Here is a 25228-nt window from a genome sequence, read left to right as displayed (position 1 = left end):
TAGACTAGCCGGCCCTTGCCCGACCGGTCAGCCCGCGCGTTCCGAATGGCCAGCGACGCCCCGCAGCACACCCCGCTGATGAAGCAGTTCTTCGCCGCCAAGGCGGAGCACCCGGACCTGCTGCTGTTCTTCCGGATGGGCGACTTCTACGAGCTGTTCTACGACGACGCCCGCAAGGCGGCGCGCCTGCTCGACATCACGCTGACGCAGCGAGGCTCGTCGGGCGGTGCGCCGATCCCGATGGCCGGCGTGCCGGTGCACGCCTACGAGGGCTACCTCGCCCGCCTCGTCGCATTGGGCGAATCGGTGGCGGTGTGCGAACAGATCGGCGACCCGGCGCTGGCCAAGGGCCTCGTCGAGCGCAAGGTGGTCCGCATCGTCACCCCGGGCACGGTGACCGACGAGGCCCTGCTGCAGGAGCGCCGCGACACGCTGCTGATGGCGGTGGTGCGCGGCAAGGTCGGGTACGGCCTGGCCTGGGCTGACCTCGCCGGCGGCCGCTTCCTCGCCAACGAGGTCGCCGACGAGGACGCGCTCGCCGCGGAAATCGCGCGACTGGAACCCGCCGAAGTTCTGGTGCCGGACGAAGACGGCTGGCCGTCGGCGGTGACGCAGCGTCAGGGCGCCCGTCGCCGCGCGCCGTGGCTGTTCGACGCCGACAGCGCGCGCCGCGCCCTGCTGCGCTTTTTCAATCTGCACGACCTCTCGCCCTTCGGCCTCGAAGGCAAGCCGCTGGCCACGGCCGCTGCGGGCGCCCTGCTCGGCTACGTCGAGGAGACGCAGAAGCAGCAACTCCCGCACCTGACGGCCATCGCCATCGAGGCCGCGGACGAGGCCATCGCGCTGAACGCGGCCACCCGCCGCCACCTCGAAATCGACACCCGAGTCGACGGCAACACGGCGCACACCCTGCTAGGCGTGGTGGACAGCACGATCACGCCGATGGGCGGCCGCCTGCTGCGGCGCTGGCTGCACCGGCCGCTGCGCACCCAGACGGTCGTCGCCGAGCGCCACCACGCCGTGCGCAGCCTGCTCGACTCCCGCGCTTTCGACGGCCTGCGCGAGGCGCTGCGCCGCGTCGGCGACCTCGAACGCATCCTGTCGCGCGTGGCCCTGCGCTCGGCGCGACCGCGCGATTTGTCCACCCTGCGCGATGGCCTCGCGCTCTTCCCTGCCTTGCGTGAGGCATTGGCGCCGCTCGATTCGCCGCGCCTCGCCGCCCTGCTCGCACGGCTCGGCGAGCACGCCGACACCTCGGATTGGCTGCAGAAAGCCATCGCGCCGCAGCCGCCGCTGAAGCTGGTGGACGGCGGCGTCATCGCCGAGGGTTTCGACGCCGAGCTCGACGAATTGCGGGTGCTCTCGACCAATGCGGATCAATTCCTGCTGGATCTGGAGGCCCGCGAGCGCGCCGCCACCGGCATCGCGACGCTGAAGGTCGGCTACAACCGCGTCCACGGCTTCTACATCGAGATCAGCAAGGGCCAGGCCGACAAGGCCCCGCTGCACTACAGCCGCCGGCAGACGCTGACGGGCGCCGAGCGCTACATCACCGACGAGCTGAAGCAGTTCGAGGACAAAGTGCTCTCGGCGCGCGACCGTTCGCTGTCGCGCGAGAAGCAGCTCTGGGAAGACCTGCTCGACGGCCTCAACGCCGTGCTGAACCCGCTGAAGGCCGCCGCCGAAGCGGTGGCCGAGATCGACGTACTCGCCGCCTTCGCCGAGCGCGCGCTGGCGCTGGACTGGGTCGAACCGCAGCTCGTCTCGGAGCCCGGTATCCGCATCGAGCGCGGCCGCCACCCGGTGGTCGAGGCCGTGCGCGAGGCACCGTTCGAACCGAACGACCTCGTGCTTTCGCCCGAGCGGCGGATGCTGGTGATCACCGGCCCGAACATGGGCGGCAAGAGCACCTACATGCGGCAAGCGGCGCTGATCGCACTGCTGGCCTACGCGGGCAGCTTCGTGCCGGCCTCGCGCTGCGTGCTGGGGCCCGTCGACCGCATCCTGACGCGCATCGGCGCCGGCGACGACCTCGCCAAGGGCCAATCGACCTTCATGGTCGAGATGAGCGAGACGGCCTACATCCTCCACCACGCCACCGCGCACTCGCTCGTGCTGATGGACGAGATCGGCCGCGGCACCTCGACCTACGACGGCCTCGCGCTGGCGCAGGCCTGCGCGCTGCATCTTGCGAACGTGAATCGCGGCTTCGTGCTGTTCGCCACGCACTACTTCGAGCTGACAGCGCTGGCCGGCGACGGCAGCAACGGCATCGCCAACGTGCATCTCGACGCCGTCGAACACGGCGAGAAGCTGGTCTTCATGCACGCGGTGAAGGACGGCCCAGCGAACCGCAGTTTCGGCCTGCAGGTGGCGGCCCTCGCGGGCCTGCCGCGCGCGGTGCTGGGCGAGGCACGACGCACACTCGCGGAACTGGAGCAGCGCAGCCGTGACATGCCGGCGACCGCGACGTCGCCTGCTGCCATCGAGCAGCCGGCGCAGATGGCGCTGTTCCGCAGCCCGCCGCCGGCGCTCGATGCGCTGGCCGCCGTGGACCCGGACGAGCTCACGCCGAAGCAGGCGCTGGAAGCGCTCTATCGGATCAAGGCGATGCTGTAGCCGCTACAGCGCGTCGAGGTCGCCCAAGGCCTGGATCAGGCGGCGCTGGCGCTTGTTCGGCCGCGTCTCGGGGGCTTGGTAGCCCTGTGCTTCGAAACGCCGCTTCTCGCGCTCCGCAAGGCGGGCGGCGGTCGATGCTTCCGATTCAACGTACAGCTGCTGCGCCACGCTGGCCGAACCGCGCTGGTCAGCGACGCCGCGGACTTCGACTTCGTAACGCTCACCAGCCCGCTCGACGGCGATCACGATGCCGGGGCGTACCGTGCGACTCGGTTTCAGCGTCTGGCCGTCGATGCGCACCTGACCGAGTTCGATGGCCTTCTTCGCGAGCGCGCGGGTCTTGAAGAAGCGAGCCGCCCAGAGCCAGAGATCGAGACGCACGCACGCCGTGTCCTCGACAACGGGGCCCGCAGCCCCCGAAGGCGCGCCGGCGGGCGCTTCGAGTAAGCGGAGGCGTCGTCGCATCGTAAGGATCATGGAGGCGGAGGCCGGAAACACGAACGGCCGCGCGAGGCGGCCGTCCGGGATTGGCGCTTGCGCGGCCGGGATTACTGGGCCGACTTGCGAGCCGCCAGGTCTTCCTTGATGCGCGCCGCCTTGCCTTCGAGATCACGCAGGTAGTACAGCTTGCCGGCGCGAACCTTGCCGTAGCGCTTCACTTCGACCGAGTCGATGATCGGGCTGTGGGTCTGGAACACGCGCTCGACGCCGAAGCCGTGCGAGATCTTGCGGACGGTGAACGAGGAGTTCAGGCCGCCGTTCTTCTTGGCGATGACCACGCCTTCGAAGGCCTGCACGCGCTCGCGGTTGCCTTCCTTCACCTTGACGTTGACGATCACGGTGTCGCCCGGGCTGAACGCGGGAAGCTGACGCTGGATCTGCTCGGCCTCGAACTGGGCGACGATCGACTTGTTGAGCTGGCTCATGGCTTTAAACCTGTGTAGTTCTTCTAGATGCCGCGCCACGCAGGCACGTAGCCCGGGCGAGTCGGAAAGTATACCCCCGTCTTGACAGCCGGCGCTAGGGGCTGTCGGGGCTCGAAACTTGACGGGCGATGAATTCGGCGAGCAGGGCCCGGTCCTGGCGGCTCAGGTCCATCCGGGCCAGGAGGTCCGGGCGGCGGAGCCAGGTCCGGCCCAACGACTGCTGACGCCGCCACCGGGCGATCTTCGCGTGGTCGCCGGAAAGGAGCACCTCCGGCACCCCGTCGGTCCCCATCGACTCCGAACGGGTGTAGTGCGGGCAGTCGAGCAGGCCGTCCTCGAAACTGTCCTGCACCGCCGACGCCGCGTCGTTCAGTGCTCCGGCGAGCAGGCGGCCCACGGCATCGATGACCACCGCCGCGCCCAGTTCACCGCCGGACAACACGTAATCGCCGATCGACAGCTCTTCATCGACATGCGCGTCGAGGAAACGTTCGTCGACGCCCTCGTAGCGGCCGCAAAGCAGGAGGAATCCGGGCGTGGCCGAAAGTGCGCGGGCCTTGGCCTGCGTGAATCGCGGCCCTTGCGGCGAGAGGTAGATGACCGGTCCCGATGCACCGTCGGCACGTGCTGCGGCCAGACAGGTTTCGAGCGGCTCCGGCAGCATCAGCATGCCCGGGCCGCCGCCGAACGGACGCTCGTCGACGCGCCGGTAATTGCCGGTGGCGTAATCGCGCGGGTTCCAACCCTTCACCGCGATCAGCCCACGCTCGGCGGCGCGACCGACCACGCCGACACCAGCCGCTTGGGCGATGAAATCCGGAAACAGCGTGAGGACGTCGATGCGCATGGGCGCGCCGATCAGAACTCGGGATCCCAGTCGACGAGCATGCGGCCGCCGTCGAGGTCGACCTCGCGCACGACGTCCGGGGTGTAGGGCAGATAGCGCTCGCGCTCGCCCTTGATGGCGATCACGTCGTTGGCGCCGTTGTTGAACAGATGCGAGATCGTGCCGAGCTCGACGCCGTCGATGGTCGCGACCTTGAGGCCTTCGAGGTCAACCCAGTAGTACTCGCCGGGTTTCGAGGGCGGCAGCTGCGAGCGCAGCACCCAGATCTCGGCACCGACGATGGCCTCGGCGTCGTCGCGGGTTTCCACGTCGGGGAGGCGGGCGGTGATCGAACCGTTCGGGTTCAGCTTGCCCTTCGCCCCGGACACGAGGCTTTCCTCGCCACGATGGACGAGGATCCAGGGCTTGTAGCGGAACAGCGCGTCGCGGGGATTCGTCCAGGACTCGAGCTTCAGCTCACCCCGAACGCCGAACGCGCCGATCACCCTGCCCAACAGGATGCGGCGCTCGGTGCTCATTGCAGGTCTCGTGCGCCAGCGGGCGGGCCGTGGCGCAACGGGATCAGGCGGCCTTGGCCGCTTCCTTGACCAGCAGCGCGACCTTGTCGGTCATCTGCGCGCCGTGCGACACCCAATGCTTCACGCGATCGGAGTCGATCTCGACGCGCTTCTCGGCGCCACGGGCGACCGGGTTGTAGTAACCGACGCGCTCGATGTTGCGGCCATCGCGGGCGTTGCGGCCGTCCGTGACGACGACGTGGTAGAAGGGGGCCTTCTTGGCGCCACCGCGAGCCAGGCGGATCTTGACCATTGCTGTTTGCTCTGTAGTTCTTGGGGTCATACCTGCCCTTTCAGGGGCAGGGAATTGGAAAGTCTAGCGGGGCCAGCCTCAAAAGGCAAAGCCAAGGACCAGGAGGGGCCGCAACACCGGGACGCCGTTCAGGCTCGCCGGACCAGCCCTCAGCGCGGAAAGCCGCCGCCGGGGAAGCCCCGGCCGCCCATCATTCCCTGCATCCCGCGCAGCATGCCCTTCATGCCGCCGCGCGACAGCTTGGACATCATCTTTTCCATCTGCTGCCACTGCTTGTAGACCTGGTTCACCTGGGCGGGGCTGGTGCCGGAGCCCTTCGCGATGCGCGCCTTGCGGGAGCCATTCAGCAGGTCGGGATTGCGGCGTTCCTTCGGCGTCATCGAGTTGATGATCGCGATCATCCGCGGCACTTCCTTGCCGGTGACCTGCGCCTTCACGCTGTCGGGGATCTGGCTCATGCCGGGGAGCTTGTCCATCAGCCCGGTGAGCCCCCCCATGTTCTGCATCTGCAGCATCTGGTCGCGCAGGTCGTTCAGGTCGAAGCGCTTGCCCTTCGCGACCTTCTCGGCGAGCTTCGCGGCCTTGTCCTTGTCGACGCTGCGTTCGACCTCCTCCACCAGCGACAGCACGTCGCCCATGTCGAGGATGCGGCCCGCGGCGCGCTCGGGATGGAACACGTCGAGGCCGTCGGGCTTCTCGCCGACGCCAACGAACTTGATCGGCTTGCCGGTGATGTAGCGCACCGACAGGGCCGCACCGCCGCGGGCGTCGCCGTCGGTCTTGGTGAGCACCACGCCGGTGAGCGGCAGCGCCTCGGCGAAGGCCTTGGCGGTGTTGGCTGCGTCCTGGCCGGTCATGGCATCGACGACGAACAGAGTCTCGATCGGATCGACCGCGGCGTGCAGCGCCTTGATCTCCGCCATCATTTCCGCATCGATGGCCAAGCGACCCGCGGTGTCGACGATCAGGACATCGGCGACGTTGCGCTTCGCGGCATCGATGGCCGCGCGGGCGATGTCGACGGGCTTCTGGCCGGCCTCGGACGGATGGAACAGCGCGCCGACCTGGCCGGCGAGCGTTTCGAGCTGGGCGATGGCGGCCGGACGGTAGACGTCGCAGCTGACCACCATCACCTTCTTCTTGCGGCGCTCCTTCAGGTGCTTGGCGAGCTTGCCGACCGTGGTCGTCTTGCCAGCGCCCTGCAGGCCGGCCATCAGGATCACCGCCGGCGGCTGCTGGGCCAGCGAGAGCTCGGCGCCCTGCCCGCCCATCACCAGCGTCATCTCGTCGCGGACGACCTTGATCAGCGCCTGCCCCGGGGTGAGCGACTGCAGCACTTCCTGACCAACCGCGCGCACCTTGATGCGCTCGATCAGGGCCTGCACCACCGGCAGGGCGACATCGGCCTCGAGCAGGGCGATGCGGACTTCGCGCAGGCTCTCGCGGATGTTCTCCTCGCTCAGGCGGCCGCGGCCGCGGAGGCGCTGGAGGGTGCCGGAAAGGCGCTGGGTCAGGGACTCGAACATGGCGGAAAGCGCTGCAGGGACGCGGGAAAGCGGGGCGCGAAGTATAGCCCCGGGGCCGATGCGAGGCGTTCTCGATTCGAGCGACGCTGTGCGACACTTCCGGCATGCCCACCGACCTGATCCTCGCGGCCCTCGCCGCGCTCGCCTATGCGCTCGCCGCCCTCGGGCTGGTGCGTCGTCTGCAGGCCGGCGGATCGGCACACGGTGCACTCTGGCCCCTGCTGCTAGCCGGCAACGGCGTCCTTCTACAACTCGGCCTGCACGTTTGGGCCGGGCACCTGAGGGGAGCGCCGGACCTGCATTTCTTCGCGGCCCTCTCCCTCGTGAGCCTCGGCATGGCCGCCCTCACGGTCGCGGCCGCCCGCCTCGAACGGCTCGAAGCCCTCGGCGTCGTGGTATTCCCGGTGGCCGCCGCCTGCGTGCTGACCTATGCCCTCGGCGCACAACCGGGAAGCGGCAGCAACGACCTCCCCTGGCCGATCCTGATGCACGCCTGGCTGGCCCTGCTGGCCTACGCGGCGCTGGCGCTGGCGGCACTGTTCGCGGCCGGCCTGTGGCTGCAGGAACGCGCGCTGCGGCAGCGCCGCATCACCGGGGTGGTAAGGATTCTTCCACCGCTGACCCAATCGGAGAGCCTGCTGTTCCGCACGCTGGTCGCGGCCTTCGCCCTGCTGACGCTGGCCTTGGCGATGGGGTTGGTGTTCGTCGAGAACCTGTTCGCCCAGCACCTGGTGCACAAAACCGTGCTGTCGCTGCTCAGCTGGACCGTGCTGGCCACCCTGCTGTTCGGCCATTGGCGCTGGGGCTGGCGCGGCGCCAAGGCCGCGCGCTGGACGCTGGCCGCCATGCTGCTGCTCGGGCTGGCGTTCTTCGGCAGCCGCTTCGTCTACGAGTTCCTGCTGACGCGCTGAGGCCTGCGCGCGGCCTCAGCGGCAGGCCGCCGCGACATCGGCCAAACGCGCCTCATCCACCCAGCCGAAAACGAAATGGTCCTGCACCTCGCCACCGCGGATGGCGCGAGCTCGCAGGGTGCCTTCGCGGACAAAGCCGGTCTTCTCGAGCACGCGGATCGAGCCATGGTTGGCGGTCGCGGCATAAGCCGTCACCCGCGCCAGCCCCCAGCGCCGGATGGCCACGGGCAGCACGGCACGCACGACTCGCGTCATCACGCCACGGCCCCAGTAGGCTTCGCCCAGCCAGTAGCCGAGTTCAGCACTGTGGGCGAACTCGCCTTCACCGCGACGGAAACCGACACCCCCCACCGTCGCGCCCTCGATCTCGATGGCCCAGCCCTCCGGATCGTCTTGCGACTGCAGGAAGGCGAACCAGCGTGCGGCATCCTCGCGGGTGTACGGGCTCGGAAAGCGCATCGAGAGGAATCGTGCGACTCGCGGGTTGTCGGCGTGCCGCACCATGGCCTCGGCATCATCCGATGCCCAAGGCCGGACGCAGCCGCCATCGAACGGCACGACGAACGGTTGGCGGATGCGGGCGTCCTCCACTCAGTCCACCGCCTGTTCCAGCGCTTCCGACAGCCGCTCGACACCGATCACTTCCATCTCGCCGACGCGGCCGGATTTCGGCGCGTTGGCCTTCGGCACCACGGCGCGCTTGAAGCCGTGCGTCGCGGCCTCTTTCAGCCGTTCCTCGCCGTTCGGTACCGGCCGCAACTCGCCGGATAGACCCACTTCGCCGAACGCGATCGTCTTCTCGGGCAGCGGGCGATCGCGCAACGAACTGAGCACCGCGAGCAGGACGGGAAAGTCCGCGGCGGTTTCCTGCACGCGGATGCCGCCGACGACGTTGACGAACACGTCCTGGTCGAACACGCCGACGCCACCGTGGCGATGCAACACAGCGAGAAGCATCGCGAGGCGGTTCTGTTCGAGGCCCAGCGCGACGCGGCGCGGATTGGCGAGCGGGGATTGATCGACGAGGGCCTGCACTTCGACCATCAGCGGCCGCGTGCCTTCGCGCGTCACCATCACCGCGCTGCCGGGCTGCGGCAAGCGCGCGCCGGAAAGGAAGATCGCCGACGGATTCGACACCTCGCGCAGACCCTTGTCGCCCATCGCGAAGACACCGAGTTCGTTGACGGCGCCGAAGCGGTTCTTGAAGGCGCGGAGCACGCGGAAGCGGCTGCCGGCCTCGCCTTCGAAATAGAGGACGGCGTCGACCATGTGCTCGAGCACGCGCGGGCCGGCGATACCGCCTTCCTTGGTGACGTGGCCGACGAGGAAAACCGCCGTGCCGGTTTCCTTGGCGAAGCGAACGAGCTTCGCGGCGCTCTCGCGCACCTGGCTCACCGAGCCGGGCGCCGCGGTAAGCAGTTCCGACCACAGCGTCTGGATGGAGTCGGCGATCATCAGCCGCGGCTTGGCCTGCGCCGCCTGCGAAAGGATGCGCTCGACGCAGGTTTCGGCGAGCGCCTGCACGCCGTCGATGCCGAGGCCCAGGCGCTGCGCGCGCCCGGCGACCTGGGAGAGGCTCTCCTCACCGGTGACATAAAGGCCCGGCACCCGCGCGGCCATGGCCGAAATGGCCTGCAGAAGCAGGGTCGATTTGCCGATGCCAGGATCACCGCCGACCAGCACCACCGAGCCTTCGACGAGGCCGCCGCCGAGTACGCGATCGAGCTCGCCGATGCCAGTGGACACGCGGGACTCGGCCTCGTGCTTCACCGATGCCAGCGGCGTGATGCGGGCCTGTTCCGGCGCGCCGGCCCAGTTCCCGTGGCGGGGATTCGCCTTGGCCGAGGCGGGCTCGAGGACGATCTCCGACAGCGTGTTCCACGCACCGCAGGCCTCGCACTGCCCCTGCCACTTCGAGTAACTCGCGCCGCAATCGGTGCAGACGTAGGCCGTCTTCGCCTTGGACTTGTTGCCGGTGACCGCCACGCCGATGCTCCTTCGATCCGGACGCCAGCTTGCCATGCGCGGATCGCAGGACACGAGACGCGACGGCAGTTGGCACGCAACAACCGTCGCCGGCCGGAGCACCGGCTGACGAACGCGAACGAGGGAGAAGGAACGCACCGCCACCGCAGCAAGCAGGTGACCGCTAGGGGTCTGCGGGAAGCCGAGGGGACTGATGGTGCCGGAGAAGGGACTCGAACCCCCGACCTACGCATTACGAATGCGCCGCTCTACCAACTGAGCTACACCGGCATCAGACGCGGGATTTTAGGGGGCCGTCGGCCCGCGGTCAATCGACCAGGCTGATGCGGAGTTCCTTGGGCAGGGCGAAGACGACGTCTTCGGGCTTGCCGGAAAGCTCCGTCGCCGCCCCGCCGCCCAGTTCGGCCAGTCGTGCGATCACGCCCTGGACCAGCAGTTCAGGCGCGGAAGCCCCAGCCGTGACGCCCACGCAGCGCTTGCCGTCGACCCAGCGCGGCTCGACATGCTCCGCCCCTTCGATGAGGTAGGCCTCGACGCCGTTCTTCTCGGCCAGTTCGCGCAGTCGATTGGAATTCGAACTGCTCGGGCTGCCGACCACGAGGATCAGGTCGCAGCGCGCGGCCAGGTCGCGCACGGCGTCCTGGCGATTCTGCGTGGCGTAGCAGATGTCGTCGTGGCGCGGCCCCTGCATCGCGGGGAAACGGCGCTGCAGCGTCGCGATGATGTCCTTGGTGTCGTCGACCGACAGCGTCGTCTGCGTGGTGAACGCCACGTTCCCGGGCTGGGCGATGGTGATCCGCTCGGCCTGCTCGACGTCCTCCACGAGGTAGATCGAGCCCGTGCCCGCCTCCTTGCGCCACTGCCCCATCGTGCCCTCGACCTCGACATGGCCGGCATGGCCGATCAGCACGACATCGCGGCCGGCCCGGCAGTGGCGCGTGACCTCGATGTGCACCTTGGTCACCAGCGGGCAGGTGGCGTCGAACACCTTGAAGCCACGCTCGGCCGCTTCGTTGCGCACGGCCTGCGACACGCCGTGGGCACTGAAAATCAGCGTCGCACCGGGTGGCACGTCGGCGAGATCCTCGATGAACACCGCGCCCTTGGCCCGCAGGTCCTCCACCACGAACCTGTTGTGGACGACTTCGTGGCGGACGTAGATCGGCGCACCGAGCTGCTGGAGCGCCCGGTCGACGATCTCGATCGCGCGGTCGACGCCGGCGCAGAAGCCCCGCGGGTTCGCGAGCAGGACATCGAAGCTCATTTCCGTTCCCCGCTGAAGAAACTGGCGATCACGAGCAACACCGCGCCGGCAACGATCGCCGAGTCGGCCACGTTGAACACCGGCCAGCTGAAATCGCGCCAGTACCAGTGCACGAAATCGACGACGTAGCCGAAGCGCACGCGATCGATGAGATTGCCCAGCGCCCCGCCGATGATGAGCGCGAAAGGCAAGGCCTCGATCCAGTGCCCGCGCGGCATGCGCCGCAGCCAGTACGCCAACAAGGCACTGATGCCGAGGGCGAGCGCGCTGAAGAACCACCGCTGCCAGCCCGAGGCACCCGCGAGGAAGCTGAAGGCGGCGCCGTGGTTCTTCGCGAGTTGCCATTCCCAGAAACCGTCGATGACGGGAATGGTCGGGCCGCCGTACTCGAGGATCGACAGGAAATGGAGCTTGCTGGCCTGGTCGAGGACGATGACGAGGGCGGACAGCCACAGCCACGCCAGCGCGTTCGGGGCGGCGACGTCGCGGGTCGGAGCGGTAGGGGTCGGATCGGTCACGGAAGCGGGATCACTCGGCGCGTGGGGCTTGGGCCGCCCGGGAGGCGGCCGGGGCTCAGAAGAAGCGGCGGTCTTCGCCCGGGCCGTCGACGTTGTCGACGCAGCGGCCGCAGAGCTCGGGATGGTCGGCGTGCGAGCCGACGTCGTGGCGGTGGTGCCAGCAGCGCACGCACTTTGCCGCCGAGCTTGGCACTGCCCGGATGAACGCCCCGGCGACGCCGTCGGCAGCCACCGCGTCGGCGGGCTTCGCGGACGCCGGATGCAGGCGAAGCTCGCTGGTGATGAACAGGAAGCGGAGTTCGTCGGCGACAGGTGCGAACGTGGCGAGCGTGGCATCGTCGAGGTACAGGTCGACCTCGGCTTCGAGCGAAGCGCCGATCGCACCACCGGCGCGCATCGGCTCCAGCACCTTGGCCACGGACTCGCGCAGGGCCAGCAATCGCGCAAAGGCCTCTCCCGACAGCGCGCCGCCCGCGGGCAGCGGATCGAGATCGGCGTTCCACGTGGCGAAAAGCACGTGCGCCTCGCGCGAACCCGGCAGGTGCTGCCAGAGCTCGTCGGCGGTAAAGCTCAGGATCGGCGCGATCCAGCGCGTGAGCGCATGGGCGATGCGGAACATCGCCGACTGCGCCGAACGGCGGCCGCGGCTGTCCACCGGCATGGTGTACAGGCGGTCCTTGGTGACGTCGAGGTAGAGCGCGCCAAGGTCGTTCGTGCAGTAGTTCTGCAGCGCGGCGACGACAGCAGCGAAGTCGTAGCGGGCATAGGCCGCGGTGATCTCGGCCTGCACCTCGCCGGCGCGGGCCACCGCCTGCGCGTCCAGCCACAGCAGTTCGCCGTTCGGCAACTGGTGCGTGGCCGGATCGAAGCCCGCGACGTTGCCGAGCAGGAAGCGCGCGGTGTTGCGGATGCGGCGGTAGGCGTCGGCGGTGCGCTTGAGGATGTCGTCGGAGACGGACATCTCGTTGCGGTAGTCGGTGCTGGCCACCCAGAGGCGGAGCACGTCGGCGCCCATCTGGTCGATGACCTTCTGCGGTTCGACCACGTTGCCGATCGACTTCGACATCTTCCGGCCCTGCGCATCGACGGTGAAGCCGTGCGTCAGAACCTGCCGGTAGGGCGCTGCCCCGTCGATCGCCACACCGGTGAGCAGCGAACTCTGGAACCAGCCGCGGTGCTGGTCCGAGCCTTCGAGGTAGAGATCGGCCGGCTTGCCCAGGCCCTCGTCGGCCCGCGCGGCGAGCACGGCCTCGTGGGTGACGCCGGAATCGAACCATACATCGAGGATGTCGGTGACCTTCTCGTAGTCGGCGGCCTCGGCACCAAGCAGTTCGGCGGCGTCGAGCGCGAACCACGCGTCCACCCCGCCCTGCTCGATCTTCGCGGCCACGGCGGCCATCAGCTCGGCCGTGCGCGGATGGATCTCGCCGGTGATGCGATGCGTGAACAGCGCGATCGGCACGCCCCAGGTGCGCTGGCGCGAGATGCACCAGTCCGGGCGGCCGTCGACCATGGCGCTGATGCGCGCTTCGCCCCAGTCCGGGAACCACTGCACGCCCTTGATCGCGGCCAGCGCGTCGGCGCGCAGATTCGCCTGCGTCATCGAGATGAACCACTGCGGCGTGGCGCGGAAGGCCACCGGCGTCTTGTGGCGCCAGCAGTGCGGGTAGCTGTGGTGCAGCTTGCCCGAGGACAGCAGCACGCCGCGGGCACCCAGCGCCGCGACGATGAGGTCGTTCGCCTTCCACAAATGCGCTCCGGCGATTGCGACCTCGCCGTCCGGCGTCGGGATCGGCGGCGTGCCCGGCAGGTACAGGCCCTTGCCGTCGACGGGATTGATCTGCGCGGCGGTGTAACGGTCGGTGAGCCCGTAGAGCTTGCCGACCGCGAAGTCTTCCTGGCCGTGGCCGGGCGCGGTGTGCACCGCACCGGTGCCGTCGTCGGCGGTGACGTGGTCGCCGAGGATCAGCGGAATCTCGCGCGCGTAGAACGGATGCGCGAGCACGAGGCCCTCGAGCGCGCGACCTTCAACGCGGCCCAACACCGTCACCTCGGCCACTCCGTAGCGCGCCAGCGCCTTCTCGACCAGCGCCTCGGCCAGCACCAGCAGAACGCGCTTCCCGTCGCGGGCCGGGCCCTCGACCAGCGCGTAGCCGAGCTCCGCGCCCAGCGTCACCGCCAGCGAGGCCGGCAGCGTCCAGGGCGTGGTGGTCCAGATCGGCACCGCGACGATGGCATCCCCGGCGTCGACGCCGAACCTGGCGGCCAGCGCCTTCGGATCTTTCGCGTCGTAGGCGACGTCGACCATCGGCGAGGTCTTGTCGGCGTACTCGATCTCGGCTTCAGCCAACGCCGAGCCGCAGTCGAAGCACCAGTGCACCGGCTTGGCGCCGCGCACGAGGTGGCCGCGGGCGACGATCTTCGCCAGCGCGCGGACCATGTCGGCCTCGAAGCGGAAATCCATCGTGCGATAGGGATGATCCCAATCGCCGAGGACACCGAGGCGCTGGAAATCGCGCGCCTGGCCGGCGATCTGCTCGGCGGCGTACTCGCGGCACTTCTGCCGGAAGGCGGCGGCGTCGAGCTTGTCGCCGACCTTGCCGAACTTCTTCTCGACGGCGAGTTCGATCGGCAGGCCGTGGCAGTCCCAGCCCGGAACGTAAGGCGCGTCGAAGCCTGCCAGCAGCTTCGACTTCACGACGAGATCCTTCAGGATCTTGTTGACCGCGTGGCCGATGTGGATGTTGCCGTTGGCGTAGGGCGGGCCGTCGTGCAACACGAAGCGTGGGCGGCCCGCGGCATTCGCTCGCACCTGGTCGTACAAGCGGCCGTCCTGCCAGCGCTGCAGCGTGGCGGGCTCGCGCTTCGGCAGGTCGCCGCGCATCGGGAACGCCGTATCCGGCAGCGAGATGGTGCTCTTGTAGTCGATGCTCACGGCGTCGTCAGGCTCAAGGAATGGGGATGGCCGGCCTTCGGGAGGCTGGCGAGGATCGCGCGCGCTTGCGCCGAATCGCGATCCATCTGTTCGATCAGGGCAGGCAACCCGTCGAACTTCAGCTCGTCGCGCAGCTTGGCGACGAACTCGACGCTCAGGCGCTTGCCGTAGAGATCGCCGTTGAAGTCGAACAGGTGGGCTTCGAGCAGGGGCTCCTTGCCGTTCACCGTGGGCCGCGTGCCGAGGCTGGAGACGCTGGCCATCGGCCGGTCGCCCACGCCATGCACCCAGGTGGCGAAGATGCCGTGCATCGGCGGGCGCTTGCCGCCGAAGCGCAGGTTCGCGGTCGGGTAGCCCAGCGTTCGGCCGAGCTGCTTGCCGCGCACGACGCGGCCGGGGATGGCGTAGGACCGGCCCAGCAGAACCGCGGCGCGGTCGAGTTCGGCATTCGCCAGCGCAGCGCGCACGGCGGTGCTCGACACACGCTCACCGGCATCCTCGACCAGTGGCAACGCGTGCGTGGCAAAGCCGAGCTCGGCGCCCATTCGCTGCAGTAGCGCGACATCGCCGCCGCGGCGGTGGCCGAAGCGGAAATCCGGGCCGACCCACACCTCGCGGGCCTGCAGCTTCGCCACCAGCACCGCGCGGACGAAATCCTCGGCGGCCATGGCGACCATCGCCGGGTTGAAGCGCAGCAGGCCGATCACATCGACCTCGAGCGATTGCAGGCCGGCGATCTTCGCGGCAGGCAGGATCAATCGTGCCGGCGGCTCGGGCGCCATGAAGAACTCGCGCGGCAGCGGCTCGAAGCTCAGCACCACAAGCGGCAGGCCGAGCTCGCGCGCACGGGCGCGGGCGCGGCCGATCAGCGCCTGATGACCCCGATGCAGGCCGTCGAACGCACCGATGCAGACCACGCTGCCGGCGGGGGTGGGCGACGCGCCCCCGATGTCACGGAACAGCAGGCTCATAAGCCGCCGAGTATAGCGGCCTCAGTGCGCCCAGACCTGCCGTGGACGGACGCCAAGCGCCAGCAGCGACAAGGCGTACACACCGGCGCCGGCGGCCACGCAGCCCAGCACGGCGGCGATCCGCGGCCACTCGGGCATCGCGGTGAAATCACCCAGCCAACGGCGCAGGGCGCCCAAGGCGAGGGCCATCAGCCCGGCGGCCAACAGGACCTGCAACAGATAGCGCCCCCAGCCCGGCTGGGTCCGATAGAGGCCATCGCGATGCAACCATGCCCAGAGCAGCGCCGCGTTGGCGATGCCGGCCAGCGACGTGGCCAGCGCGATGCCTGCGTGTGCCCCATGGACACCGTAGTGCCAGAGCGGCGTGGTGATCGCCGCGGTCAGCCCGATGTTGATGAACACCGTCGCGACGGCCGCGCGCATCGGCGTCTTCGTGTCCGAGCGCGAGTAGAAGGCCGGCAGCAGCACTTTCGTCAGCATGAAGGCGGGCACGGCGATCGCCGTCGCCGACAGCGCGAGGCCGGTCATCTTCGCGTCGTCGGCCGAAAACGCGCCGCGCTGGAACATCGCCGAGGCCAAGGGTTCGGCCAGCATCAGCAAGCCAACACCCGCCGGGATGCCGGCCAGCATCACCATGCGCAGGCCCCAATCGATCGCCTTGGCGTAGCCCTCGGCATCGCCGGCCGCGTGGCGCGAGCTGAGGTGCGGGAGGATCACCGTGCCGATCGCCACCCCGAACAGGCCAAGCGGGAACTCGCTGAGCCGATCGGCGTTGTAGAGCCAGGTCTGGCTGCCGGTGACAAGCAGCGAGGCGAAGATGGTGCCGACGATCAGGTTCAGCTGCGCGACGGAGGAGGAGAACAGCGTCGGCAGCATCAGGGCCCCGACCTTGCGCACCGCCGGATGGCGGAAATCAAGGCGGAAACGCGGCCTTGCCCCGATCCGACCCAAGGCCGGCCACAGCAGGGCGAACTGCAGCACGCCCGCCAGCAGCACGCCCCAGGCCAAGGCCATCGGCGGCACCTCGAGCAGAGGCGCCAGCGCCAGCATCGCCGCGATCATCGCGACGTTGTGCAGCACCGGGGTCACCGCCGCCAAACCGAACCGGCCATGGCTGTTCAGAACCGCGCCAGCCAGGGCCGTCAGCGAGATGAACACGAGGTACGGGAAGGTGATCCGCAGCATCGACGCGATGGCGTCGATCTGGCCCGGCTGGTCGAGCGCCCCGGGGGCGAAGACGGCGGCGATCCAGGGCGCGGCCAGCATGCCGAGCCCCGCCACGACGATCACGACGGCACACAGCGCGGCGGCCACGTGGTCGAGGAAGTCCCGGACGGCCTCGCGGTCGCCCTGCTCCTTCAGGGCCGAGTAGGCCGGCACGAAGGCCGACGAAAACGAACCCTCGGCGAAAATGCGCCGCAGGTAGTTCGGGATCCGGTAGGCGATGACGAAGGCGTCCATGGCCGCCGAGGCGCCGAACAGGCTGGCCTGCAACACGTCGCGCGCGAATCCGGCGAGGCGGGACAGCAGGGTCATCGCGCTGAAAACAGCCGTGGACCGCAGCAAGGCGGGCTTCTTCACGCCGATTTCCTGAACGCCGGGGCCGGAAAGCCGCTTACTTCTTGACGCACCAAGGTCTTTCCCCAATACTCCGCGGTCTTTCGTGCACCATCTTACCCAGTTTCACGCAGGAGCCGTCCGTGGCCAACATCAAGTCCGCCAAGAAGCGCGCCAAGCAGGCCGCTGTTCGCAATGCTCGCAACTCGGCCCAGCGCTCGATGCTGCGTACCGCCGTCAAGAAGGTCGTCAAGGCCATCGATGCCAAGGATGCCGCCGCCGCCGAGGCCGCGTTCGCCATCGCGCAGCCGATCCTCGACCGCTACGCCTCGCGTGGCTTGATCCACAAGAACAAGGCTGCCCGCCACAAGGCCCGCCTGAACGGCCACATCAAGGCCCTCAAGGCCGCCTGATTCCGGGCGCAGCCTTCCTTGGCCCGCAAGGGCCATGGAACACGAAAAAGCCGGCATTGCGCCGGCTTTTTTGTTGTCCTTCGCTGGCAGAAACGGGCGCCGTCAGGCGCCCTCGCCGGTCGGCGGCTTCGGCGCATTCCGCTCCACCCAAGCCGCGTCCTCGGCCGCTTCCGCCGCCTGGTGCTTCAGGTCGTCGAAGAACTGCTGGACCTTGAGCATGATCGGGCGCGTGCCTTCGCGACTGATGGCCGAAACGACGAAGTGCGGGCCCTTCCAGTCGAGTCGCTGGACGACGTCGGCGACGCGCTCCACGGTCTCTTCCTCGTCCAGCAGATCGGCCTTGTTGAGCACCAGCCAGCGCGGCTTCTCGAGCATCGCCGGGTCGTACTTGCGCAGTTCGTTCTCGATCGCCTGCACCTGCTCAACGGGGTCGACGCCCTCGTCCATCGGCGCCATGTCCACCAGGTGCAACAGCAGGCGGGTGCGCTGCACGTGGCGCAGGAACAGCGCGCCGAGGCCGGCGCCATCCGCCGCCCCTTCGATGAGGCCGGGGATGTCAGCGATCACGAAGCTCTTGAAGGCTTCGACGCTGACCACGCCAAGGTTCGGGTATAGCGTGGTGAACGGGTAGTCCGCCACCTTCGGCGTCGCCGCCGAGACGGCGCGGATGAAGGTGCTCTTGCCGGCGTTGGGGAAGCCGAGCAGGCCGACGTCGGCGAGCAGCTTCAGCTCGAGGCGCAGCTCGCGCTCCTCGCCCGGCCAACCCGGCGTCGCCTTGCGCGGCGCGCGGTTCACCGAAGTCTTGAAGTGGATGTTGCCCTTGCCGCCGTCGCCGCCCTTGGCGACCAGCAGGCGCTGGCCGTGCTCGGTGAGGTCGCCGATGATCTCGTCGGTGGCGACGTTGCAGACGGCCGTACCGACCGGCACGCGGATGATGACGTCCTCGCCGGCCTTGCCGTACATGTCGCGACCCATGCCGTTCTGCCCACGCTGCGCGCGGTAGACGCGCTGGTGGCGGAAGTCGATCAGGGTGTTGAGGTTCTCGTCGGCGACGAGCCAGACGCTGCCGCCATTGCCGCCGTCACCGCCGTCGGGGCCACCGAGCGGGATGAACTTCTCGCGGCGGAAACTGATGCAGCCATTGCCACCGTTACCGGCGTGGACGGCGATCTCGGCTTCGTCGACGAATTTCATGGGGAACTCCAAGTGGACGGCGGCCGGCCCCGGGGAGGCGGCGCCGCCAGAAACGACGACGCCCCGCCGTGGCGGAGCGTCGTGTATTGCCTTGCGTTGCGAGCGGCGACTCCGGCAGGCCGGGACCGCGTCGCGGGCCGATTACTCGGCGCCGACCACGCTCACGGTGCGGCGCTTGTTGGCGCCCTTCACCGCGAAATCGACCTTGCCGTCGACCAGCGCGTACAGCGTGTGGTCGCGACCGATGCCGACGCCGGCCCCCGGATGGAACTCGGTGCCGCGCTGGCGGACGATGATGTTGCCGGCTTCGACGGCCTGGCCACCGAAGATCTTCACACCGAGGTACTTCGGGTTGGAATCGCGGCCGTTACGGGTCGAGCCAACGCCCTTTTTACTTGCCATGACGTGTTCTCCTTAAGACGGACGGATCAGGCCGAAATGCCGGTGATCTCGAGTTCGGTGAAGTGCTGCCGGTGGCCCATCTGCTTGCGATGGTGCTTGCGGCGGCGGAACTTGACGATGCGGACCTTCTCCAGGCGGCCGTGACCCTTGACGGTCGCGGTGACCTTGGCGCCCGCGACCTTCGGGGCACCGACGGTGATCTTCTCACCATCGCCGACCAGGAGGACGTCGTTGATTTCGATGTTGGCGCCCGGCTCGGCGTCGATCAGCTCGACGCGGAGGGTTTCGCCCTTCATCACGCGGTACTGCTTACCGCCAGTGACGACGACTGCGTACATGTTGCGATTCCTATGTAGTTCTTCTTAGGGATTCGGCTGCCGGCAAGGCCGTCGGCCACCCCTGCGCTGCGCCGGTCGGGCCGGGCTGGACGCAGGGAGTTGGGAAGTATGGGGGAGCGCCCCCACCCGGCGCAAGCTGTGGATGGGGTTCGTTCAGCTGCCGCGGCGGCGCGGCGGACGGGCGCCGACGACCCCCACGGCATGGGTCCGGAGTGGGGTCACAGCCCGGCGACGCGGGAGGGCTAGACTAGCCGATTGCCCCTGCGCCCAGACCCTCTATGGACCAGATCCGCATCCGCGGCGCCCGCACCCACAACCTGAAGAACATCGATCTCGACCTGCCGCGAGACCAGCTCATCGTAATCACTGGTCTTTCGGGGTCTGGCAAAAGCTCGCTGGCCTTCGACACCATCTATGCCGAGGGGCAACGCCGCTATGTCGAGTCGCTGTCGGCCTATGCGCGGCAGTTCCTCTCGGTGATGGAGAAGCCGGACCTCGACCACATCGAGGGGCTTTCCCCGGCCATCTCGATCGAGCAGAAGTCGACCTCGCACAACCCGCGCTCCACGGTCGGCACGATCACCGAGATCCACGACTACCTGCGCCTCCTTTACGCCCGCGTGGGCACGCCGCGCTGCCCCGACCACGACGCACCGCTCGAGGCGCAGACCATCGGGCAGATGGTCGACACCGTGCTGGCCATGCCGGAGGACAAGCGGCTGATGCTGTTGGCCCCGGTGATCCGCGACCGCAAGGGCGAGCATGCGCAGGTCTTCGATGCGCTGCGCGCGCAGGGCTACGTGCGCGTACGCGTGGACGGCGTGGTGCACGAGATCGACGCCGTGCCGAAACTCGAGCTGCGCGTGAAGCACACGATCGAAGCCGTCGTCGACCGCTTCAAGCCGCGGCCCGACCTGAAGCAGCGCCTGGCCGAGAGCTTCGAAACGACGCTGAAGCTGGCCGATGGCGTCGCCCTCATCGCCGACATGGACGACGACAAGGCACCGGCGCAGATGTTCAGCAGCAAGTACGGCTGCCCGCACTGTGACTATTCGCTGCCGGAGCTCGAGCCGCGCCTGTTCTCTTTCAACTCGCCGATGGGCGCCTGCGCCACCTGCGACGGCCTTGGGATCACCCAGGTGTTCGACGCGTCGAAGGTCGTCGGCCACCCCGAGCTGAGCCTCGCCAACGGTGCGGTGCGCGGCTGGGACCGCCGCAACATCTACTACTTTCAGCTAGTGGCGGCGCTGGCCAAGCACTACGGCTTCAGCGTCGACACGCCGTGGCAGGACCTGCCCGCCAAGGCGCGCGACGCCGTTCTGAACGGTTCCGGCGGCGAAGCGATCGCGTTCACCTACATCACCGAGAACGGCGGCCGCAGCCAGCGCAAGCACCCGTTCGAAGGCATCCTGCCCAACCTGCAGCGCCGCTACCGCGAGACCGAATCGCAGACGGTGCGCGAAGAGCTGGCGAAGTACATCAGCGACCAGCCCTGCCCCGACTGCGGCGGCGCGCGCCTGAACCGGATGGCGCGGCATGTGTTCATCGATGGGCGGAACCTGCCCGCCGTGGCGCACCTGCCGGTCGACGCCTGCATGGCCTTCTTCAGCGACCTCACCCTGCCCGGCTGGCGCGGCGAGATCGCGGTCAAGATCGTCAAGGAGATCCGCGAGCGCCTGCGCTTCCTCGTGGATGTCGGCCTCGACTACCTCACGCTCGACCGCCAGGCCGATTCGCTCTCCGGCGGCGAAGCGCAGCGCATCCGACTCGCCTCGCAGATCGGCGCCGGCCTCGTCGGCGTGATGTACGTGCTCGACGAGCCCTCGATCGGCCTGCACCAGCGCGACAACGAGCGCCTGCTCGGCACGCTCACCCGCCTGCGCAACCTCGGCAATACCGTGATCGTGGTCGAACACGACGAGGACGCCATCCGCCTCGCCGACCACGTGGTCGATATCGGTCCGGGCGCCGGCGTGCACGGCGGCGAAGTCGTCGGCCAGGGCTCAGTGGCCGACATCATGGCGTCGCCGCGCTCGATCACCGGCCAGTACCTCAGTGGCGAGCGCCGGATCGACGTACCGACGAAGCGCCATGCGCCGCGGAAGAACGAGTGGTTGAAGCTGCTCGGCGCCACGGGCAACAACCTCAAGGACGTCGATCTGGAGATCCCGGCCGGCCTGTTCGTGGCGGTGACGGGCGTCTCTGGCTCGGGCAAATCGACGCTGATCAACGACACGCTGTTCGCCCTCGCTTCGCGCGAACTGAACGGCTCCGGCGCGACGGCGGCACCGCACCGCGAAGTCATCGGCATGGACCTGTTCGACAAGGTGGTCGACATCGACCAGACGCCGATCGGCCGGACGCCGCGCTCGAACCCGGCCACGTACACGGGCCTGTTCACGCCGCTGCGCGAGCTGTACGCACAGGTGCCGGAAGCCCGCGCCCGCGGCTATGCGCCGGGCCGCTTCAGCTTCAACGTGCGCGGCGGCCGCTGCGAGGCCTGCCAAGGGGACGGCCTGATCAAGGTGGAGATGCATTTCCTGCCCGACGTCTACGTGCCCTGCGACGTCTGCCACGGCAAGCGCTACAACCGCGAGACGCTGGAGATCCTCTACAAGGGCTACAGCATCCACGACGTGCTGGAGATGACGGTCGAGGACGCGCTCAAGCTGTTCGAACCGGTGCCGTCGATCGCGCGCAAGCTCGAGACACTGATGGACGTCGGCCTGAGCTACATCAAGCTCGGCCAGAGCGCGACGACACTCTCGGGCGGCGAGGCGCAGCGCGTGAAGCTGTCGAAGGAGCTCTCGCGCCGCGACACCGGCCGCACGCTCTACATCCTCGACGAGCCCACGACCGGCCTGCACTTCGCCGACATCGAGCACCTGCTGGCCGTGCTGCACAAGCTGCGCGACGACGGCAACACGGTGGTGGTGATCGAGCACAACCTCGACGTGGTGAAGACGGCCGACTGGGTGATCGACCTCGGACCCGAGGGTGGCCACCGCGGCGGCACGATCGTCGCGACCGGCACGCCGGAGCAGATCGCCGCGCATCCGGAATCGCACACCGGGCACTTCCTCGCCAAACTGCTGGAGGCCGCTCCGGCGACCGCACCGGTGGCGCCGGCACCCCGGCGCATGAAGGCCGCCCCTCCGCCGCCCGTTCGATTGACGGAGGAAGAGAAGGTTGCGGCCAAGAAAGCCGCCAAGAAGGCCGCGAAGGCCGCCACCAAGACGAAGGAAAACGCATGAAGACCGTGTTCGAAATCGCCATGGACGTGCGCTGGGGCGACATGGACGCCTTCAACCACGTGAACAACGCGAGCTACCTCCGCTTCATCGAGGAGGCGCGCGTGGCTTGGTTCAAGAGCCTCACCGCGGACTGGGCCGCCGTCGACTGCGCGCCGATTCTTGCCGCGGCGACGATGAACTACCGCCGCCCGATCGGCTGGCCGGAACGCCTGCGCGTGACGCTGCACGCCGACAAGCTGGGCACCAAGAGCCTCACGCTCGGCCACCGCATCGAGAGCGCCACGCAGGACGGCGTGCTCTACGCCGACGGCACCACGGTGATGGTCTGGGTCGACAACAGCGGCACGTCGATTCCACTCCCGGCGAGCATCCGCGCGGCCTGCGAGTAGGCGGGCGCCGGCCGGCGACAACCCGGGCTGAACACGAAGCCAAGTCCTGACCCCGGGGCTTGGCCTCATCCGTTGATGGGCTCACGATCCCACCACCCACGACGGAGTCCCCCATGCCCCTCCCGCGCGTCCACCCCACACCCGCCGCCCTCGCCGTCGCCCTTACGCTGGGAGTTGCCTCGATGACCGCCTCCGCCGCCGTTCCCCAGCGCCTTGCCATCTACAGCGGTGGCTTCGAATCCGTCAGCCAGACCCGCGGCGGCAACGCGCAGGCCGGCTATGCCCTCGTGCAGAGGCCCGTGCGCGTGACGCCGGGCGAATGGTCCATCGACGAACTGCCGCTCGCGCTCGACCCCTCCACCGTGCAGCTCGGCGGTGATGGCGTGGCGGTGCGCAGCCAGCGCTACGACTTCGCCACCGCCGACCACGCGCAATTGCTGCAGCGTGCCGTGGGCCGCACCATCACCGTCGAGCAGAACCTCGCCACCGGCGTGCGCGAATACACCGGCGTCCTCATCGCGGCAGGCAACGGCCTGACGCTGCGCGAGGCCAATGGCCAGCTGCGCGTGCTCTCGGGCTACAGCGGCTTCACGCTGGCCGAGCCGCCCAGCGGCCTGGTGGCGCGCCCGACCCTGCGTTTCCTGATCGACGCGCCGGCCGCGCGCGACGCCCGCCTCGACTACGCCACCTCGGGACTCGCCTGGCGCGCGGAGTACCGCGCCGTGCTGGCCGGCAGCGGCAGTGCCTGCCGGATGGCCCTCGAAGGGCACGCGATGGTGGCGAACCGCTCCGGTGTCGATTTCAACAACGTCGCGCTCGATCTGGTGGCTGGCGAACCGAACCGCCGCGTCGACGTGGTCCAGGTGAGCGGAACGATGCTGCGCGCCGCCGCTGCGCCGCCGGAGGCGAAGATGATGGCCGACGAGGGCGCGCCTTCGGTCTCGGCCTCGGGCGAGAACCACCGCTACACCCTGCCCGGCACCGGCGACCTGCCCGACGGCTCGCTGCAGCGCCTGCCGCTGCTCAAGGCCGCGGCCAACGTGCCCTGCGAGCGCCGCCTCGTGGCGGTGCGCAATGACGGCGACTGGATGCCGGACCGCCCGATGATCCATCGCGAACTCGGCGGTGACGGCGAGATCCCGGTGCGGTCGCGACTGGTGTTCAAGAACGATCGTGCGACCGGGCTCGGCGTGCCCCTGCCCGCGGGCCGCCTGCGCGCCTTCGACGGCACCGAACTGCTCGGCGAAGCGGACATCGGCCACACCGCGGCCGGCCGCGAGCTCGACCTCGACCTCGGCGGCGCCTTCGACGTGACGGCCCAACGCAAGACGGTCGATTTCCAGCTCGACCGCAGCGGCCGGACGATGACCGAGACCGTGGAGTGGACGCTGCGCAATGCCAAGGCCGCCGAAGCGACGGTGCGCCTGGGCGACCGCCTGCCGCGCTGGACGGAGTGGCAGTTGCTCGAAGGCGGCGAGCGCTTCCGCAAGACCGACGCGCAGCGCATCGAAGCCGACGTGCGCGTCCCGGCCGGCGGCGAGACGGTGCTGCGCTACACCGTGCGCTATCGTTGGGCCGCTGACATCACCCTCGACTGAGACTCCCCCCATGCTGGAACGCATCGCCCACGGCAACGTGCTCGAAATCCGCCTCGCGCGGCCGCCCGTCAACGCGCTGAACCCGGAACTGCTCGCGGCGCTCGCCACGGCCTTCGCACCCGCGCAGCTCCACGGCGTCGAAGGCGTCGTGCTCTCGGGTGGGCCGAAGGTGTTCTCCGGCGGGCTCGACGTGCCGCACCTGCTCGGCCTCGACCGTGCCGGCCTCACCGCCGCATGGTCGGGCTTCTTCGCCACCGCCCGCGCCATCGCCCACTGCCCGGTGCCCGTCGTCGCCGCCATCGGCGGCCACAGCCCGGCCGGCGGCTGCGTGCTGGCGCTGTGCTGCGACTACCGGGTGATGGCGCGCGGCGCCTATCGCATCGGCCTCAACGAAACGCAGGTCGGGCTGGTGGTGCCGGATGCGATCCAGGTACTGATGCGCCGCGTCGTCGGCACGCATCGCGCCGAGCGACTGATGGTGGCCGGCGCGATGATCGACTCGGAGCAGGCGCTGGCCATCGGTCTGGTCGACGAACTCACCGACGCCGACCACGTCGCCACGCGCGGCCTGCACTGGCTGGGCGAACTGGCCGCCCTGCCCCGCGAACCGATGCTGACCACGCGGAAGATCGCCCGCGCCGACCTGCATGCGGCCCTCGACGGCTTCAGCGACGACGAGCTGGACGGCTTCGTCGACCGCTGGTTCGCGAAGGCGACGCAGGACGCCCTGCACGCGCTGGTGGCGAAGCTCAAGAAGTAAGCGCCGCGCC

Annotated in this window: 23 protein-coding genes and 1 tRNA gene; 7 read left to right on the top strand and 17 right to left on the bottom strand. The window is 69.0% G+C overall.

The genetic code is table 11. The annotated features are described in order from the left end of the window. Positions 1-45 precede the first annotated feature (45 nt). The gene (mutS, locus tag O9280_RS10225; RefSeq protein WP_298342000.1) at positions 46-2619 is read left to right on the top strand and encodes a DNA mismatch repair protein MutS; all 2574 of its coding nucleotides are present in this window, start codon (positions 46-48) and stop codon (positions 2617-2619) included. Positions 2620-2622: 3 nt separating this feature from the next. Here mutS and O9280_RS10220 read toward each other — a convergent pair whose 3' ends face one another. From O9280_RS10220 to ffh, 6 genes are all read right to left on the bottom strand, one after another. Then, positions 2623-3000, bottom strand: a complete 378-nt coding sequence (locus O9280_RS10220; protein ID WP_298341998.1) for an RNA-binding S4 domain-containing protein — start codon at positions 2998-3000, stop codon at positions 2623-2625. A 167-nt stretch (positions 3001-3167) separates the two neighbouring features. Continuing rightward, positions 3168-3545, bottom strand: a complete 378-nt coding sequence (rplS, locus tag O9280_RS10215) for a 50S ribosomal protein L19 (RefSeq protein ID WP_297875783.1) — start codon at positions 3543-3545, stop codon at positions 3168-3170. A gap of 94 nt (positions 3546-3639) precedes the next feature. After that, complete coding sequence (gene trmD, locus O9280_RS10210) at positions 3640-4392, bottom strand: tRNA (guanosine(37)-N1)-methyltransferase TrmD (RefSeq protein ID WP_298341996.1); 753 nt, start codon at positions 4390-4392, stop codon at positions 3640-3642. Positions 4393-4403: 11 nt separating this feature from the next. After that, positions 4404-4910: a ribosome maturation factor RimM gene (gene rimM, locus O9280_RS10205; protein WP_297875781.1), complete on the bottom strand. Its 507-nt coding sequence runs from the start codon at positions 4908-4910 to the stop codon at positions 4404-4406. 43 nt (positions 4911-4953) lie between these two features. Then, positions 4954-5202 carry a 30S ribosomal protein S16 gene (gene rpsP, locus O9280_RS10200; protein WP_298341994.1) on the bottom strand — a complete coding sequence of 83 codons (249 nt, stop codon included), beginning with the start codon at positions 5200-5202 and terminating at the stop codon, positions 4954-4956. Between the two features lie 149 nt (positions 5203-5351). Continuing rightward, the gene (gene ffh, locus O9280_RS10195; RefSeq protein ID WP_298341992.1) at positions 5352-6728 is read right to left on the bottom strand and encodes a signal recognition particle protein; all 1377 of its coding nucleotides are present in this window, start codon (positions 6726-6728) and stop codon (positions 5352-5354) included. Positions 6729-6844: 116 nt separating this feature from the next. On the opposite strand from ffh, the gene ccsA reads away from it, so the two are divergent. After that, positions 6845-7639: a cytochrome c biogenesis protein CcsA gene (gene ccsA / locus O9280_RS10190; protein WP_298342486.1), complete on the top strand. Its 795-nt coding sequence runs from the start codon at positions 6845-6847 to the stop codon at positions 7637-7639. A 15-nt stretch (positions 7640-7654) separates the two neighbouring features. Here ccsA and O9280_RS10185 read toward each other — a convergent pair whose 3' ends face one another. The 8 genes from O9280_RS10185 to murJ all read right to left on the bottom strand — a co-directional run bounded on the left by O9280_RS10185 (position 7655) and on the right by murJ (position 16894). Further along, the gene (locus O9280_RS10185) at positions 7655-8230 is read right to left on the bottom strand and encodes a GNAT family N-acetyltransferase (RefSeq protein WP_298341990.1); all 576 of its coding nucleotides are present in this window, start codon (positions 8228-8230) and stop codon (positions 7655-7657) included. Next, a complete protein-coding gene (radA, locus tag O9280_RS10180) occupies positions 8231-9625 on the bottom strand; it encodes a DNA repair protein RadA (protein WP_298341987.1) in 1395 nt (464 codons plus the stop codon). 194 nt (positions 9626-9819) lie between these two features. Next, positions 9820-9895: transfer RNA gene (locus O9280_RS10175), tRNA-Thr, on the bottom strand. 37 nt (positions 9896-9932) lie between these two features. After that, positions 9933-10889, bottom strand: a complete 957-nt coding sequence (ispH, locus tag O9280_RS10170) for a 4-hydroxy-3-methylbut-2-enyl diphosphate reductase (RefSeq protein WP_298341985.1) — start codon at positions 10887-10889, stop codon at positions 9933-9935. Next, a complete protein-coding gene (lspA, locus tag O9280_RS10165; protein WP_298341983.1) occupies positions 10886-11407 on the bottom strand; it encodes a signal peptidase II in 522 nt (173 codons plus the stop codon). The genes ispH and lspA overlap by 4 nt, the downstream gene beginning before the upstream one ends. 55 nt (positions 11408-11462) lie before the next feature. Further along, positions 11463-14342 carry an isoleucine--tRNA ligase gene (ileS, locus tag O9280_RS10160; RefSeq protein WP_298341981.1) on the bottom strand — a complete coding sequence of 960 codons (2880 nt, stop codon included), beginning with the start codon at positions 14340-14342 and terminating at the stop codon, positions 11463-11465. Further along, positions 14339-15313, bottom strand: coding sequence for a bifunctional riboflavin kinase/FAD synthetase (locus tag O9280_RS10155; protein ID WP_298341979.1), 975 nt, complete (start codon positions 15311-15313; stop codon positions 14339-14341). The genes ileS and O9280_RS10155 overlap by 4 nt, the downstream gene beginning before the upstream one ends. 21 nt (positions 15314-15334) lie before the next feature. Next, positions 15335-16894, bottom strand: coding sequence for a murein biosynthesis integral membrane protein MurJ (murJ, locus tag O9280_RS10150; protein ID WP_298341976.1), 1560 nt, complete (start codon positions 16892-16894; stop codon positions 15335-15337). Positions 16895-17013: 119 nt separating this feature from the next. On the opposite strand from murJ, the gene rpsT reads away from it, so the two are divergent. Beyond that, entirely contained in the window at positions 17014-17283 is a 270-nt protein-coding gene (gene rpsT, locus O9280_RS10145; RefSeq protein ID WP_297864904.1) for a 30S ribosomal protein S20, read from the top strand. 102 nt (positions 17284-17385) lie between these two features. Here the strand turns inward: rpsT and cgtA are convergent, their stop codons facing one another. The 3 genes from cgtA to rplU form a co-directional block, all read right to left on the bottom strand. After that, positions 17386-18477 carry an Obg family GTPase CgtA gene (cgtA, locus tag O9280_RS10140; protein ID WP_298341973.1) on the bottom strand — a complete coding sequence of 364 codons (1092 nt, stop codon included), beginning with the start codon at positions 18475-18477 and terminating at the stop codon, positions 17386-17388. 141 nt (positions 18478-18618) lie between these two features. After that, positions 18619-18879, bottom strand: coding sequence for a 50S ribosomal protein L27 (gene rpmA, locus O9280_RS10135; RefSeq protein WP_294064528.1), 261 nt, complete (start codon positions 18877-18879; stop codon positions 18619-18621). A gap of 26 nt (positions 18880-18905) precedes the next feature. Continuing rightward, entirely contained in the window at positions 18906-19217 is a 312-nt protein-coding gene (rplU, locus tag O9280_RS10130) for a 50S ribosomal protein L21 (protein ID WP_297864907.1), read from the bottom strand. 278 nt (positions 19218-19495) lie between these two features. Here rplU and uvrA point away from each other — a divergent pair, with 278 nt between their 5' ends. From uvrA to O9280_RS10110, 4 genes are all read left to right on the top strand, one after another. Then, complete coding sequence (uvrA, locus tag O9280_RS10125; RefSeq protein ID WP_298341971.1) at positions 19496-22471, top strand: excinuclease ABC subunit UvrA; 2976 nt, start codon at positions 19496-19498, stop codon at positions 22469-22471. Further along, complete coding sequence (locus tag O9280_RS10120; protein WP_298341969.1) at positions 22468-22860, top strand: thioesterase family protein; 393 nt, start codon at positions 22468-22470, stop codon at positions 22858-22860. The genes uvrA and O9280_RS10120 overlap by 4 nt, the downstream gene beginning before the upstream one ends. A 113-nt stretch (positions 22861-22973) precedes the next feature. Then, positions 22974-24458: a DUF4139 domain-containing protein gene (locus O9280_RS10115; protein ID WP_298341967.1), complete on the top strand. Its 1485-nt coding sequence runs from the start codon at positions 22974-22976 to the stop codon at positions 24456-24458. A gap of 10 nt (positions 24459-24468) precedes the next feature. Continuing rightward, positions 24469-25218 (top strand): enoyl-CoA hydratase/isomerase family protein, encoded by a 750-nt coding sequence (locus tag O9280_RS10110; RefSeq protein ID WP_298341965.1) that lies wholly within the window; start codon positions 24469-24471, stop codon positions 25216-25218. Positions 25219-25228: the final 10 nt, after the last annotated feature.

This window comes from Silanimonas sp. (assembly GCF_027531545.1).
GTDB lineage: Bacteria > Pseudomonadota > Gammaproteobacteria > Xanthomonadales > Xanthomonadaceae > Silanimonas.
This window is presented reverse-complemented; position numbering and strand designations above follow the sequence as displayed.